We start from the raw sequence: 15,703 nt of genomic DNA on the forward strand, positions 1-15,703 counted from the left end.
ACCCTAAGAGCAAACCACCCCTTTTAGGGGTGGTTTTGATTGTGCAACGATTTGTTATGCCCCCTCGGGGGTCTGTTGCTACCGTTGCCCGAAACGTTTGCATGTCGATATTGTTGCGCTCTACCCGCTCGCTACAATGGGCATCGTGCTGCGTTAGAAGGAGAGTTTACGGTGTCTGAACAGGCGAATTATGGTGTTGCTCATGCGTTTGGCGCACGGTTGCTCAATCATGCGGATAACGCAGCTCTGCCGGTTGATGTACACGACTTTTCCGATGCAATCAATCGGTGTTTACTCGTCGATAAGACTATGTTTATTGCCGATATATTGGACAGCGAAGCACCTGTTGCGATTTGTTGTCGGCCCAAGGGTTTTGGCAAGAGCATGAATCTATCGATGCTCAAATGCTATTTGGAACGACCTGATCACCGGCGGCCGGATCGAAGCCCGTTCGTCGGCACCCAGATTTGGCAGGCGGACGGTGGTCGCTATCGTGATGAGTACGCGAGTTATCCGGTCATCATGCTCGACTTTACAGCTGCCGCTGCGAGGCGCGACGCCGATGCTGCGGCGGCTATTCGCAGCGCTGTCGCGAACGAGTGCGCCCGATTGCTGCCGCTGCTTGCCGCACCTGATCTGTCAAGACGTGAGGTCCGTCTTATCGAGAGGGCGGCGCGTGGGGTGGCCAGCGATAAGGAGATCGATGCGGCGCTTGGCGTGCTTATCAAGCTGCTCCAGGCAGCTTTCGATGAGCAGGTTGTTCTTCTGATAGACGACTACGACGCGGTATGTCCAAAGCGTTTGGACGCTAAGGACGACGGTAGCGTGGATTCCCTAGAGTCGCTCAGCCGAATGTTGTTCGACACCATTGCCGATGCCGGCGACTCGTTGCGATTGACGTGTCTGATGTGCGAACGCCCCGGTCATGCCGAGTTTGCGTTGTCCCAACGTGGGGTTTCCTATCGGTCGGCGACAGCGTTGTCGAGTTGGTGTGATCGATGGTTCGGTTTTTCGGACGACGAAGTCCAAGTGCTGTTGGATTGCATCGGTCGCAACGGCTGTCTGGATGACGCGCGTGAGTGGCTCGAGGGCTATCTGTTTGGTGGTTTTTATTGCTCGAGCCCGGAGCGCGTGGTGGACTACGCACATCGCGATTGCGTCGCGCCCGTTCGGGCGGATCTGTATTGTTACGCCGACCGTCTGGGCGCATGCGTCGGCGACTGGAATCTCATTCGCCTGTCCACATTGTTCGATTTGGTTGAGCCGCATGGGTTTATTGAGGCGCCAGTGCATATGCATGCCGAGGAGGTCGATGCCGCCAAGCCCGAAGATATCTGGACTGCGCTGTATCTGTCTGGATTTCTTACGACGGATATGACGGGGCATTCGGAGGACGGCGCGTGCCTTCGTTCCCTGCGTCTGCCTAATAACGAAGTGCGTCAGGCGCTCCGTCTTGTAATTCTGGAATGGTTTGAGTGCGCCGTTGAGGACGTTGGAGTTATCGACTCGTTCCATGACGGGCTGTGTCGAGGAGACGAGGACACCGTAAAGCAAGCTTTGAGCTGTGCTATCGGCGATCTGGGCATCGATGTGGGGCAATCAGATATGCCGACAGCCTATCATCTGGCGCTTCAGGGGCTCTGCTTTGGACTGCCCGGCTATTGCAATCCCAGCTCCAAGCGAAGTGGCGTCTCGGATCGCTGGGATATCCAGGTGATTCCCACCGGTCGGGTGTTTGACGTGGCCGACACGCTCGGCATGCTCGATGAGCGACCGCTCATTACGGTCAACATGTTGTACGACCCTGGCGTCGATGCCCTGGGCCTGGAACTGTTGGCGGTTCAGGCGCTGCTCGACATAGAGCGCGACGGCATCGATGATATCCGCGTGCCGCGCCCCGCCGTCGGGCGCATGCGTTGGGGCTTTGGCTTTGACGGTCAGCGTGTGTCCGTGGTGTGTCAACGACTGTAGCGGCGGGCGAAAGCCCTTTACTACTCGGCGTCCTTCAGGGGCGGCATGGGCTTCCAGTTGGGATCCTTAACGATCTTGCGGGCGTCCTTCATGCCGCGGCGCAGCGCCGGAATGCCGGTCTTAAAGCATTTGTCGACTGCTGCCAGACGAATGAACTCCTTGCAGAAGGTCGCGGCATTGCCCAGACGGAACAGCATGGGGTGGTAGTCACCGTAGATCTGCATATAGCGAGCGAGGAAGCCTCGGTTGCGCATGATGTAGTAGCGGTTGGTGTCGCTCGTGGAGTTGAGCTGTCGTTTGCCGGCGATATCCCAGTTGGAGACGGCGCGGGCGCGCTTGAGCACCACGTCGGCAACCACGGCGGCGGGGAAGTGCTGGCTGGCCACGTAGCCGTAGCAGGCATCGTCGCCGTAGATAAAGAAGCGCGCGTCGGGCAGGCCAATCTTGTCGACCACGCGGCGCGAGAACATGCCGCCCTCAAAGCACAGTTGGTTCATGGTGCGGTAGCCCTCGGGCCCCAAGTCCCACTTGGCGATGGGGTTAGGGATGCCGAGCGAAAGGATGAGCTGGTACTGCCAAAAGAAAGCGCCGCCGTCAAAGTCCAGGCGCGAACCCTGGATGACATCGTAGCGGTCGGTCCACTTGGCAAGACGCTCGATGCCTTCGGGGATGACGAGCACGTCGTCGTCCATCACCCAGAACCACTGGGCGCCCAGGTCGTAAGCGCATTTAGTGCCAGCGGAGAAGCCGCCCGCACCGCCGCCGTTTTCGAGCTGCGGGGCGTAGATGACACGGTCGGTGCCGCCCTGCGCGTCGGGCTGCTCGGTGTCGATGCCCCACAGGCTGGCCAGGCGCTCGTTGAATGCGGTGCACATGGCCTCGGTCTCGCGCGAATTCTCGTTATCGACAATCACGATGCGCCAGGGCGTTGCCGTGAGCTCGGTCATGGAGTCGAACAGGTTGGCCAGGAGTTCCTGGCGCTTGTACGTAACGACAACGATGGCGAGCTTATCGATGGGAGCGGGAAGGGTTGAAGGCATGGGGCAATATATCCTTTCACGCGCGGCGGGCGAGCGCTGCGCGGAAGCTATCGAATACGTCCTTGGGACTGTTCTATTGTAAAGGCTCACCGCACCTTGTCGGCAAGCTTTGAATAAAACGCAGGAACCTGCCACGGGTGTAGCGGCTTTGGCGTCTGACGGCAGCGTGTCTATTGCCGCTTGAGCTAGCGAGCGATAAGGCTTCTAGCTGCATCGATGATGAGAAGCGCCAGAGCAAAGACGATGCTAATGACGGTACCCGTGACGATACATATAGCTGCCGGGCTGTTTTGGCTGACCAGTATGTTTGCGAGCAGGGTGTTGAAGACGGGACGCCACAGGCTACTGGTGAGCGACTGCATCACATAGAAACCGAGCGTGGCGGTCGATAAGGTGACGATGACACCTGCATTCCGCGGATTGCCTAAGGCCCTGCGTCGGGTAGCCGCAAAGAGCAGGGAGGCTGCAGCGAGGGCAAACGAGATCAACGAGGTCGATTTGTAGGAGAGGACTGCCATCGCCGTGAGGTTGCCGGTGAAGGAGAGTGCTCCTTCCAGGATGGTGGCGAGCGCCAAAATCGCAGCGAGCGACCGCATGCCCAAGGCGCCCGCCCTGTCCGAATCCATGACATCGGTAACGTCGCGGAGCAGACCGCCGATCAAAAACGCGATTACGTACGTGGCAGCGCTCATGAGCTTCTGGAGCCAAGAAAACTCGCCGGCGCTTGTCGTACTCATGGCGGCTATATACCCGTTAACAACAAATGCGAGGATGCCAACGGCGATGACCGTCGTCGTGTAGCTCTTCTGGGAGAGTCGACTCTTAGCCAGTCCAAACCATGGCGCCATGAAGACCGTGGCGGCATAGACCCAGATAAACTCAAGGCCTAGCGTGTACCAGTAGTGCGTGCTGAGGGTAACATCGGGAATGGGGGAGACGACCGTGGACCACGAGAGCGCCACGACACAATAAAACGCAGCGGGCATAACAACCTTGCCTAGGCGCTGCGCCGTCCGTTGCATTTGCGACTTCCACGTTGCCCCACCGTCCCAAGCACGCGCGGCTGAGGCGATGAGAAAATAGCCCGAGATCATAAAGAAGACCTCGTTGGCCCAGCAGCCCAGCAGGTTAATAAAACCGAGCACGCCGGAATGGGGGAAGGCGGCAAGCGGCGCGTATTCCGGCAAGCCGACGCAGGTCGCTTGGAAGGTCCACTGAAAGGTGTGAAACACCGCGATGCCGGCGACCGCGACCAAACGCAGCGCTTCGATGGGTATGTTGCGCGCGGCTTTGGGCTGCATGACGTCCTTTCGTATCGGTTTTTCCTCTGCGAGCTCCATAGATTATATAAACGCCGGCTGGCGCGCTGACCCTTTGATACCATGAAACGACAGGTATTTCCTAAGGAGCACATTTGTCTACTAACGCCTCTGGCAGCCCTGTTCTATCGCTGCTTATTCCCATTTACAATGTTCAACGCTACCTGCGCGAGTGTCTCGATTCCGCCCTGGCGCAGACGCTCAAGGATATTGAGATCATCTGCATTAACGACGGGTCGACCGACAACTCGCCGGCGATTATCCGCGAGTATATGGAGCGCGATGGGCGCGTCAAGATGATCGACAAGGCCAACAGCGGCTACGGCGACTCGATGAACCACGGTCTGGAGATGGCGCGTGGCAAGTACGTTGGCATCTTGGAGTCCGATGACTTTATGGCGCCCGACGCACTCGAAAAGCTTGTCTCGGCCGCCGATAGCAATAATGCCGACTTTGCGAAGGCGAACTTTGATTTCTACTGGTCTAAGCCCGAGGAACGCCGTTCGCTGCACGAGATGTTTAGACCTCAGGATTGTGGCAAGCCAGTGCACCCGAGCGATACGACGCAGTTCTTTAAGCAAAAGCCGTCGATTTGGTCGGCCGTGTACCGTCGCGATTTTCTTGAGCGCAACGGCATTAAGTTCCTGCCGACTCCGGGGGCATCCTTTCAGGACACGTCATTCGCCTTTAAGGTGATCGCGTGCGCCGATAAGGCTGTTTACCTGCATGATGCCGTGTTGTCGTATCGCCAGGACAACGAGAATTCCTCGGTCAATTCTTCGGCTAAGGTCTTTTGCGTCAATACCGAGTATGCCGAGATTGAGCGTTGGATTCGAGAGGATTATGCCCGCGACCACGCAAGTGATGACGTCGCGCGCATGCTCAAGTTCAATCAACTCATTAAGTACGATTCGTACATGTGGAACTATGTGCGCCTAGCGCCTAAGTTCTATAAGGAGTTCCTGGTGCAGATGGCTAAGGAATTTCAGGCGGCCTTGGACGCGGGGGAGTTTTCGCTTGACGACCTCAAGCCGTGGAAGCGCGCGAATCTCGCTGCCATTCTCAAAGATCCTGAGGGCTGGGTTGACGAGCATCCGAGTTTTGCGACGGATGGCGCCTTGGGGCGTGCTAAGTATTACGCCTCGGTTGGAGGCCCAGGCGTGGTTGCCGCCTTCCTCATCGAATCGCTGAGGGGGTAGGTCGGCATGGGAGAGGTCTCGTGTCCTAAAGCTACCATTGTCGTCCCCGTTTACAACTCTGCGTGTTCCATTCAGCGATGCGTTGATTCGCTGTTGGCCCAGTCCGAGCGCTCGATTCAGGTTGTCTGCGTCAACGACGGTTCGACTGATGATTCGTTGAACGTGTTGCGCCAGATCGCGCAGGCCGACGATCGCGTACTGGTGATTGACCAGGAAAACGCGGGTGTCTCGTGTGCTCGAAATGCCGGTATCGATGCCGCCGAGGGCGAGACCGTCTTTTTTGTGGACGCCGACGATTACATCGATCCCCAGACGGTCGAGCGTGTGCTGCATGCCATGGAGTCTGCAGATGCCGAGGCTGCCGTTTTTGGGGGCGTCTGTGAACCTGCCGATGCTGCCCCCAAACGCGTCCAGCAACTCATGAGCCCCAAAGCTGGTACCTTCGGCGCCCGTGATTCCCAACTGCTGTTCCATTCGAATGCGCAGCCCTATGCCTGCCGTGCGGCTTTTTCGCGCGAGCTGCTTAATCGCGAAGGCATTCGCTTCGCCCCCGGTTTGGCTTTGGGCGAGGACGTCGTCTTCCAATTTGCGGCTTATGCGCTTGCCCGCAAGACCGTCGTCATGCCGGACAAGTTCTACCACTACGTGATGGAGAGCGAATCGGCGACGCACGAGTTCAACAGTGCCGAGGCTCGTGCCAAAAAGCTTGACGCCCACATGAGGATGCTCGAGGAGGTCTTGGAGGACTGGGCGGCCTACGGTCTTTTGGACCTGTGCCCCGGCGAGCTGATAACTTGGTTTTTAGACCTCATTGTGTTCGACCTGGCGCGCTTGGATGCCGATGACTTCCATCGCGTGGCGGCTCGCGTCAACATGGACCTTACGACGTTTTTGGGAACGGAGTGGACGGATATGCCTGCCAAGGGCGCCGTTTGCCGTGTTGCCCACAAGTTCGTTGCGACGACCTCGGGCGTTTCGATGGCAGACGCCACGCTGTTCTATCTTTCGACTCGCGGTCTCAAAGCCTGCCTGGAGCGCTTTCTCTAATTCCAAGCGCTGCCGCCCGCCGCAACTCGGCTGCTAAAATAACCCTGTTACACGCTATTCAACAGGAGGTTCTCTTGCAGAACTCTGATACCCCTAAAGTTTCGCTGCTTGTCCCCATCTGCAATGTCGAACGCTACCTGCGCGAGTGCCTCGATTCCGCCGTGGCTCAGACGCTCAAGGACATCGAGATCATCTGTATCAACGACGGCTCCACCGATAGCTCGCCGGATATCATCCGCGAGTACATGGAGCGCGACTCTCGTGTAAAGATGATCGACAAAGCCAACAGCGGCTACGGCGACTCGATGAACCGCGGCCTGGAGATGGCGCGCGGCGAGTACGTGGGCATCCTTGAGTCCGATGACTTTATGTTTGAGGATTCGCTCCAAAAGCTGGTCGCCAAGGCCGATGCTGAACATGCCGATGTGGTAAAGGGCGACTTTTACTTGTATTGGTCCACGCCCGGCGAGCGCCGTGAGCTGTTTGGGATTGTCGACGAGCATATGACGGGCGCCGCGTATCGCCCCGTCGATCGCCCGGGCATCTTCTACCGCAAACCTTCCATTTGGTCGGCTATCTATCGGCGCGAGTTCCTCAACGACAATCAGATTCGGTTCCTTCCCACGCCGGGTGCTTCGTATCAGGATGCGGGTTTTAACTTTAAGGTCTGGGCATGCGCCGAGCGTGCCGCGTTTATCGCGGACCCCATTTTGTGCTATCGCCAGGATAACGAGAAGAGCTCCGTTAATTCGCCCAACAAGGTGTTTTGCGTTTGCGATGAATATGCCGAGATGCAACGTTTTTTGGACGAGCGTCCCGAGCTCAAGGCTCAGCTCCAGGGCATTTTAATGCGCATGAAGGTCGATACGTACCGCTGGAATGATGAGCGCCTGGTCGATGAGTTGCGCGAGCAGTTTTGGGAGAAGGCCTCTCCCGAGCTCAAGTCCGATTGGGATGCCGGTCGCTTTGACCTGTCGCTGTTTGATCCGCGTGGCGAGACCGACTTGCGCCTGATGGTCAAATCGCCCCGCGCCTATATCGATTCGCGCTTTGACTTTAAGACGCCGGGCAAGATCAATACGTTTAAGCACTACTTTAAGATTGGCGGGCTGCCGCTGGTCTGGCGCGTGCTGACGTATCAGCGCACCTACGGTGATAATCCGCACCCCGATGACGTTCCGGTCGCACAGTAGGAGCGAGTGATTATGGCTACCCCCAAGATTTCCGTTGTCGTTCCCATCTACAAAGTTGAGGAGTGCCTGGCCTGGTGCCTGGACTCCCTGCTTGCGCAGGACATGCCCGATTGGGAAGGCGTGTTAGTCAACGATGGATCGCCGGACGGTTCGCGCGATATTGCGGCTGCCTATTGCGAAAAGGACTCGCGCTTTGCGCTGGTCGATAAGGAGAACGGCGGCCTGTCGAGTGCGCGTAATGCAGGCATCGCCGCGTCCACGGCGCCTATCGTCGCGTTTTTGGATTCCGACGACCGGTTTACGCCCGATGCGTGCCGTGTGATCGTCGATGTCTTTGAGCGCGAGGATTGCGACGTGTTGACCTTTGGCGCGAATCCGTATCCGCTCGAGGCAGGGTATCCGTGGCTTAACTATGTGCTGAGCCCGCGCGATGTGTCGTTTGAAGGCTATAGCTCTGACCTGCTGTTTAAGGAAGCATCTCGCCCCTTTGCATGGCGCACCGCCTGCAAGCGTGAGTTTTTGCTGGGTAACGGGATCGTGTTCGACGAAACCGTCAAGTATGGCGAGGACCAGGTCTTCGATTTTGCCGTGTACGGTCGTTCGCGTAAGACCGCGCTTATCTCGAACAAGCTGTATGACTATCGTGTCGCGCGCAAGGGCTCGCTTATGGACACTATGCGCTATGACGACGAGACGCGACTGCTGGAGCACGTGAAGATTTACTCCGCGGTGATGGCTGACTGGCAGCGCGACGGTCTCGATGTACAGCATGCCGAGGACCTGGCGTACTTCCTCTGCGATCTGGTGCTGTACGATGCCCTCAGGTTGCTGGGTTCGGACTGCGGCAAGGTGTTTGCCGCCGTTGCCACGGCGCTTGCCGGTTCTGCCGTGGGCAGCGATGCTGCGCTCGCACAATGCGCTCCTTCTGTTGCCGCTATGGTGCGTGCGGCGCTTACCAGCAAGGCCCCCAATGCCCGTGAGTGCAAAAAGCTCATGTTCGATTACGACGTCTTGAGGTTTGGGCGTCTGGGTGCCTGCAAGCGCATGGCAGCGAACGCCCTGGGAAAGCGAGAAGTGTAGATGAGTATCAAGCGTTTGGCACTTTGCCGCAGTCAGGGCCGTCTGTTTGTGCTGCTTCGTTTTGCCGGTCAGGATGTCGCCGCGCTTATTGAGCGGGAGGGTTCTCAAGCGTTTGCCCATGCGACGACGAGCGGTTCTTCTGTGCCGTCGCTGGTGCTCCCGGTCGATCATGGCCGTGTACTGGCGCTTTGCCCTTCCGTTTCCGATTACGAGCGCGAGCTCGCCGTCTTGGTGCTTCCCTTTCTGGACGGCTCTACGATTGACGTCACATTTGCATCCGGTGACCAAAGGTTGGGCTCCATTCGCCTCGATAGCCGCGTGGCCAAGCTGGAATCCAAGATTAACTACAAAGCTAAGCCTGCGCTGTGTGCGCTTATCCGCGATGCGCAGCGTGGCGAACACTGCGGCCTCTACGAGATCGATGCCATTCGCTATTTGCCGGCAGACGCCGGCGCGGTGTGGCGCTATGAGGTTACCTGGGCGGGAGACCCCCAGTGCGCACCTGAGCTCCTGATCTTCGATACGCATATGAACGCCATCGATGCCACCGTGCATGTGTTTGAATCGCAGTTCGATGTGCCGCAGCAGAACGGATGCCATGTCAATAAAACGTATCTGAGCGTAGAGATGCCTCGGGATATACGAGATTTTGTCGCGATTGTGAGCGATCCCACGGGCCTAATCCAGAGCGGTTTTTGCGCCATGGATGGTCGCCTGTACAACGGCATGGTTGACGACAGCTGGAACCGCATGAAGGATGCGCGTGCAGACGACGCAGCTTATCGACGTTGGTTTGAGCAACATCGCGCAAAGCCGGGCGATATGGCGTGCCAGCGTGTCGCTTCGGCGGCCTTTGCCTATAGGCCGCTCGTGAGCATTGTGGTGCCGTGCTACAAGACTGATCGGGTCTACCTGCGCGAGCTGCTGGACTCGGTGCTAGCCCAGAGCTATGACAACTGGGAACTGCTCCTTATGGATGCCTCGCCTGAATGGGATGCGGTGGCCAATCTTGCGGCGGATGCCAATGACGAGCGCATCCGTCGCATCGAGCTTCCCGGCAACGGCGGCATTGTGGTCAACACCAACGCTGGTATTGAGCAAGCGACGGGCGACTACATCGCGTTCTTGGACCATGATGACATCCTGGAACCGGACGCGTTATTCCACTATGTTGCCGCGTTGAACAAGGCTGCCGAGGGCGAGCGTCCCCAGGTCCTGTTCTGCGACGAGGACATGTTCCAGAAAACGGGGGAGTGGGGCCAGCCTGTCTTTAAGACTAAGCTCAACGTCGACCTGCTCTATAGCCATAACTGCGTGACGCATTTCCTGATGGTGGAGAAGGCGCTCATCGATCGTATTGGCACGTCCCCGGAAGACGTTGCGGGTGCCCAGGACTACGACTTGACGCTTCGCTGCCTTTCGGCGGACGCGCGGTTTGAGCATGTTGCGCATGTGCTGTATCACTGGCGCGTGCATCCGGGATCGACCGCCGATGGCTCTGCCGATAGCAAGCCGTATGCTATTGAAGCCGGTCGTCTTGCGCTGCAGCGCCACTTTAACGCGCTGGGCATTTGCGGAACGGTTGAGGATACCGAGACGCCGTTTGTCTACCGCATGCGCTATGCGCTGCCGGAGCCTGCGCCGCTGGTGAGCATTGTGATTCCCACCAAGGATCACATTGAGACGCTTGACGCCTGTGTGATGTCGATCGCCCAGAAGGCAACGTATGCCAATTACGAGATCGTCTTGGTGGAGAACAACAGCGAAGCCCCGGAGACGTTTGCGTATTACGAAACCCTGCCAGAGCGCGTGGCTGCAGCATCCGAAGGCAAGGGCATCGCGCGCGTTGTGTACTGGCCGGGTGAGTTCAATTACTCCCAGATCATTAACTTTGGCGTGGAGCACGCCAAAGGCGATTATCTGCTGCTGCTCAACAACGATACCGAGGTCATTAGTCCCGACTTTATTGAAGAGATGATGGGCTATCTGCAGCGTTCCGAAGCGGGCGTGGTGGGTGCCAAACTCTACTTTGCCGATCATCTGGTGCAGCACGCTGGCATTGTGGTTGGCGTGCGCGGCGCACTTGCCCATGCCAACCAGGACTTCTCGGCAAAGCGCGAGGGCTATCTTGCCCGCGCTGTGCGCCCCGGTAACTTCTGCGCCGTAACGGGTGCCTGCCAGATGGTCCGACGCGACGTATTTGAGCGGGTCGGCGGCTACAACGAGGAATTCGCCGTTGGCTTTAACGACGCAGACTTTTGCCTGCGCGCATGGGAGGCGGGCTACCGCACCATCTTTACGCCCTATGCCGAGCTGTACCACTACGAGTTCACCTCGCGCGGCAGAGAAGAGGCCAACGAGGAAAAGATGTGTCGCTGGAAGCGCGAGCAAGCACTGTTCATGCAGCGCTGGCCTGAGTTCTTCTTGACGGGCGATCCGTGGCTCGGGCCGAACCTATCCTCCGACAGTGAGTACTTCTTGCTTTAGAGCGAAGTAATTCCAAGATCCGGCAAAGTATCCTCAAGAGCTGCAAGAGCGGAGGGGTTCAAGTACTCCTCGTTCAAGCGGCTCTTGTCATATCGAAAACGTGTGTCAGGATTTTTACAGGTGGCCGTATTAAATTGGTTCGCTTATGTGCCCAGTTTGGCTCAGAAGCTATTTTGCCTAACGGTTGAGGTGTGGTGGCTCATATTTAAATTGCAGCTGCAAAGACACCTTTTATAGATTTTCGGTTGAAAAACTGAATTGTTAGTCTGAGAATAACTTAAGAGAGCCTCAAATCGGAAGAGGATACCGTATGGAAAACCTTCGAGAAAAAACTGCCAGCAAATTGGCTAGCACATTACTGGGTTAGTTTTGATTGAGACCCCGTTGCCCTGGGGTGACGGGGTCGCTGCGTGATTGGATACCGTGCTGCTATGAAGAAATGCTCATTCGGGGTGCTGGTCTTTTCCGGCCTTGTTTCTTTGGGGCTCCTTTTGAGTTCGCCCTCGATGTTATACGCCCTTGATTCGAATAACACTGACGAAGGTTCCGCATCTAACGTTGCTATTGCTTCTGTTGAGTCAGCCATTGATGCTCAGCGCGATTCGACCTTCGCTGTCGAGCAGAACTCTCAGGTGGATAATGAGACCCCTTCTGAGGTTTCGAATCAAATTGTTTGGCATCAGGGGTGGATATCACCCGAAGAAGGGGCTGGTTTTTGGCGTTGGGGCTTGTCCGACGGAACGATCGCAGTTTCTTCTTGGAGACATATAAACGGTAGCTGGTACTGGTTCGACGACGAAGGTCGAATGGCTCAGGATGGGTTGGTTCAAGTTGGGGGTGCGACGTATGCCTTCTCCTCTTCGGGCGCAATGCGTGTCGGCTGGTACCTAGATTCTACGGGCTCCACTTCTGCTTGGCGTTATTTCTCCGGTTCTGGCGCCATGGTAAAAGGCTGGCTTTCAGATGGCAGCAACTGGTATTGGCTGGATGATGAAGGCAAGATGGTCCACGACTCGATGCTACAGATCGGGGGAGCCACGTATGGATTCTCTTCTTCTGGCGCGATGCTTATCGGATGGCATCTTGATGCTTCCGTTTGGCACTATTTCTCCGGCTCTGGCGCCCTGGTGAAGGGTTGGCTCTCGGATGGGGGTCGTTGGTACTGGCTTGATCCTGCAGATGGTTCTATGGCCACCGGGCTGAATGAATGCAATGGAACCCCTTATATCTTTAACGGATCGGGGGCCATGCTCTCCTCCCAGTGGGCTCTTATTGACAACAACTGGTATTACGCTGACTCCAACGGCTTACTGCATGGAGGCTGGTTACTTCTAGGGAATTCTTGGTATTACCTGGATCCAGGAAGCCATATTATGCTCACGGGCTTTATGCAAGTGGAGTCGTCCACCTATTTCCTTACGAGTTCAGGCGCCATGGCAACAGGCTGGGCACTTGTTGATGGTACTTGGTATTACGCCGCATCAAATGGAGCTATTCAACGAGGACGATGGATAAAGTTCGGAAGCGCCTGGTATTACCTTGATGATGTATCCGGCGCAATGTGTACTGGTGAATTCGCGGTAGGAAACACGCGCTATTTTTCTTATGATTCCGGTGCGATGGCATCTTCGTGCTGGATTAACTTGAGCGACGGTATGGCATGGGCGAAATCGTCTGGAGCACTGAGCGAGCCGTTGCCTACTTCATCTGATGGATCTCCCGTAGTCGCTGATCGTGCTGACTCGTCTTCATTGCCAGGTGTGATTCATATTGGAGACGCGGTTTTCTATGCGGATGTAAACGGTGCCGTCAATGTAGCATCTGGTTGGATTATGTCGAAAGACGCTTCTGACGAAAGCGGCAATACTTGGTATTACGCATCTTCCAATGGTGTCCTTAAGTCTGGTTGGCAATATGTTAACGGTGCGTGGTATTGGATGGATCCTTCCACCTACAAGATGAAGACCGGATGGCTCAATGACCGCGGCACGTGGTACTGGCTTCAGCCTTCGGGCGCTATGTTTGCTAACGGGTGGCTGAAAATCGATGGCGTCGACTACTACTTCAATGCAAGTGGTGCATGGTTGAATACGTCTGGTTCTGTTTTGGGGGTTAATAGGTCCAGCCTGGTCAATTGGCTTATGAGCCACGAAAACGATGGCTATTACCGTGGAACACCCTACGATACGCATCTTAGCCAAGAAACATGCATGTATCCAAAGGGTGATCCTCGTTGGGATGGGTATACCGGTATGAACTGCGGCGGATTTGTATCGCATGCGTATATGAAAGCGGGCGGTAATTTAGCTCCCATTGCCGCCGAGCAGAGCCATTCCCCTTGGAGTGGAGGTCCCGGAAGGGGCGGCTGCGTTAACGCTTATCGTTGGTACGGCTACGCTATCGATACGTGCGCGAACGTGACTTATTTCAACTCTATTGATGAGTTGTTGCGCAGTGGCTTGGCTCGTAAGGGGGACATTGTGTTCTTCAATCCTTACAACCCATATGCCGACGATAGCCACATTGGCTTTTTCTGGGGCAATTCGCCGAGCGAAAATTTGTTCTGGCATAGTGATGGTTATGGAAACCGCATCTCCGGTTTGACCGCTTTGGGTCCATCGAAAGTAATATTGATTCGTTAGAATTCTGAGTTGTAGGGGACTCTCTGGGTCCCCTACCTTTTTGACATCTAGTTTGAAAGTTTATTTGAAGTCGGTATTCTTGGGGGGGGGTAAGAGTAGGGACTAGGAGTCCTTGGTTTCACCCTGCTGGGAAGTTCTTGTTTACATTGTGGTATTGCGTGCAGTTATTTGTCGTCCTAGATGGCATCTTGTCCAGTTGGATGTTCGGAAATCTTTCACAGCCATGCTGTAAGCTAAACGCAAACAAGAACGAATGACGAGGTTTACATGAGCAAACATCTTAAGTTATTTTCGGCATTGTTGGTGCTGATGGTCCTTGCGCCCATTTCTGTGTTTGTTTTCCCCTCGAACGCGGAAGCTGCGCGGTCCCTAGTTGAGAATTCCTGGCGTTATGAGGATGGGCAATTGGTCGCAGAGGATGCTTCTTCCGAAGAAGATGGAATAGCCTTATTGTCCATGGACATTCTTCCCGATGGGGCTACGGCGCAGGGCATCGATGTCAGTGAGCATCAAGGACGTATTGACTGGAATGCTGTTAAGGCTTCTGGTATCGATTTCGCTATTCTGCGTGTTGGATTTGGCGCTCCATCTTGGGGCGGTCGAGTTGACTATCAATTTAATCGAAATATTTCTGAGTGCGAGCGACTCGGAATTCCCTACGGCGTCTATATCTATTCATATGCTTTTGATAATCAGCAGGCAGCCGATGAGGCATCAATGGTGATCAATTGCCTTTCTGGACATAATCCAAGATTGCCGGTGTATTACGATCTTGAGGATAACTCGATAATTGCAAATGGACGTCAAACCGGAATTGCATCGAGGGCGCAGGTTTTTTGTAATAGGATTTCTGCCGCAGGATATGAGCCTGGTATTTATGCAAATTTAAATTGGTTTAACAACATTTTGACTGACTCTGTATTTAAGAGTAGCTCTTGGGATCATTGGATTGCTCAATATAACTCGCAATGTGACTATACCGGCAATTACAGTTTTTGGCAGTATAAGAGCAACGGAAAAGTCCTTGGAATCAACGGCAACGTTGATATGAACTACGCGTATGTTGATGTCTCCCTTTATCATTGGCAACTAATTGACAGCACCTGGTATTATGCAGCCTCCAACGGCAAGGCGTATGCCGGATGGTTGTTTCAGAGCGGCACGTGGTACTGGCTCGAGCCCGACGCGGGCGGTGCCATGGCAACCGGCCTTCACGAGTGCAACGGCTCCCTGTACTGGTTTAATTCGTCCGGCGCCATGGCGACCGGGTGGCTCCTCGACGGCGGTACCTGGTACTACGCGACGGGATCCGGCGCGCTGGCGCGCGGCCCCGTATCCGTCGGCGGCGTGCCCTACTGCTTCGACGCCCGGACGGGGGCCATGCTGACGGGCTACCAGACGGACGCGCAGGGCGTCCGCCGCTACTTCGGCAGCTGCGGCCCCCTTAACGGATGGGGCCTCGTCGACGGCTCCTGGTACTGGTTTGCGAACGGCATCGCCTCGACCGGCTGGCTTTACACCGGCGGCTCCTGGTACTGGCTCGACCCCGACGCGGGCGGCGCCATGGTGACGGGCCTTCACGTGTGCAACGGCTCCGCATACTGGTTCAACTCCTCCGGCGCCATGGCGACCGGGTGGGTCCTCGACGGCGGGACCTGGTACTACGCGACTGGCTCCGGTGCCCTCGCCTCCGGCTGGCTCAACCTAAACGGTACGTGGTACTGG

10 protein-coding genes are annotated in these 15,703 nt (G+C 56.1%); 8 read left to right on the forward strand and 2 right to left on the reverse strand.

Features of this window, described 5'->3' with window-relative positions; all coding sequences use genetic code 11:
• Window positions 1-171 precede the first annotated feature (171 nt).
• A complete protein-coding gene (locus tag DXD16_RS09080) occupies window positions 172-1,971 on the forward strand; it encodes an AAA family ATPase (RefSeq protein ID WP_158606185.1) in 1,800 nt (599 codons plus the stop codon).
• A 20-nt stretch (window positions 1,972-1,991) separates the two neighbouring features.
• Here DXD16_RS09080 and DXD16_RS09085 read toward each other — a convergent pair whose 3' ends face one another.
• Window positions 1,992-3,011 carry a glycosyltransferase gene (locus tag DXD16_RS09085; RefSeq protein WP_117655869.1) on the reverse strand — a complete coding sequence of 340 codons (1,020 nt, stop codon included), beginning with the start codon at window positions 3,009-3,011 and terminating at the stop codon, window positions 1,992-1,994.
• A gap of 185 nt (window positions 3,012-3,196) precedes the next feature.
• Entirely contained in the window at window positions 3,197-4,312 is a 1,116-nt protein-coding gene (locus DXD16_RS09090) for an acyltransferase (protein ID WP_158606186.1), read from the reverse strand.
• A gap of 113 nt (window positions 4,313-4,425) precedes the next feature.
• On the opposite strand from DXD16_RS09090, the gene DXD16_RS09095 reads away from it, so the two are divergent.
• The 7 genes from DXD16_RS09095 to DXD16_RS09125 all read left to right on the forward strand — a co-directional run.
• Window positions 4,426-5,529 carry a glycosyltransferase gene (locus DXD16_RS09095; protein WP_117655871.1) on the forward strand — a complete coding sequence of 368 codons (1,104 nt, stop codon included), beginning with the start codon at window positions 4,426-4,428 and terminating at the stop codon, window positions 5,527-5,529.
• A gap of 6 nt (window positions 5,530-5,535) precedes the next feature.
• Window positions 5,536-6,576: a glycosyltransferase family 2 protein gene (locus DXD16_RS09100; protein ID WP_117655872.1), complete on the forward strand. Its 1,041-nt coding sequence runs from the start codon at window positions 5,536-5,538 to the stop codon at window positions 6,574-6,576.
• Window positions 6,577-6,650: 74 nt separating this feature from the next.
• Entirely contained in the window at window positions 6,651-7,769 is a 1,119-nt protein-coding gene (locus tag DXD16_RS09105; RefSeq protein ID WP_158606187.1) for a glycosyltransferase family 2 protein, read from the forward strand.
• Window positions 7,770-7,781: 12 nt separating this feature from the next.
• On the forward strand, window positions 7,782-8,849 hold the full coding sequence (locus DXD16_RS09110; protein WP_117655874.1) for a glycosyltransferase: 1,068 nt from the start codon (window positions 7,782-7,784) through the stop codon (window positions 8,847-8,849).
• The gene (locus DXD16_RS09115) at window positions 8,850-11,336 is read left to right on the forward strand and encodes a glycosyltransferase (protein ID WP_117655875.1); all 2,487 of its coding nucleotides are present in this window, start codon (window positions 8,850-8,852) and stop codon (window positions 11,334-11,336) included.
• A gap of 431 nt (window positions 11,337-11,767) precedes the next feature.
• Window positions 11,768-13,978, forward strand: a complete 2,211-nt coding sequence (locus DXD16_RS09120) for an N-acetylmuramoyl-L-alanine amidase family protein (protein WP_117655876.1) — start codon at window positions 11,768-11,770, stop codon at window positions 13,976-13,978.
• A gap of 267 nt (window positions 13,979-14,245) precedes the next feature.
• A partial coding sequence (locus DXD16_RS09125; protein WP_304529375.1) for a GH25 family lysozyme occupies window positions 14,246-15,703 on the forward strand: 1,458 nt, incomplete at its 3' end.

Source organism: Collinsella sp. TF11-5AC (assembly GCF_003436775.1).
Lineage (GTDB): Bacteria > Actinomycetota > Coriobacteriia > Coriobacteriales > Coriobacteriaceae > Collinsella.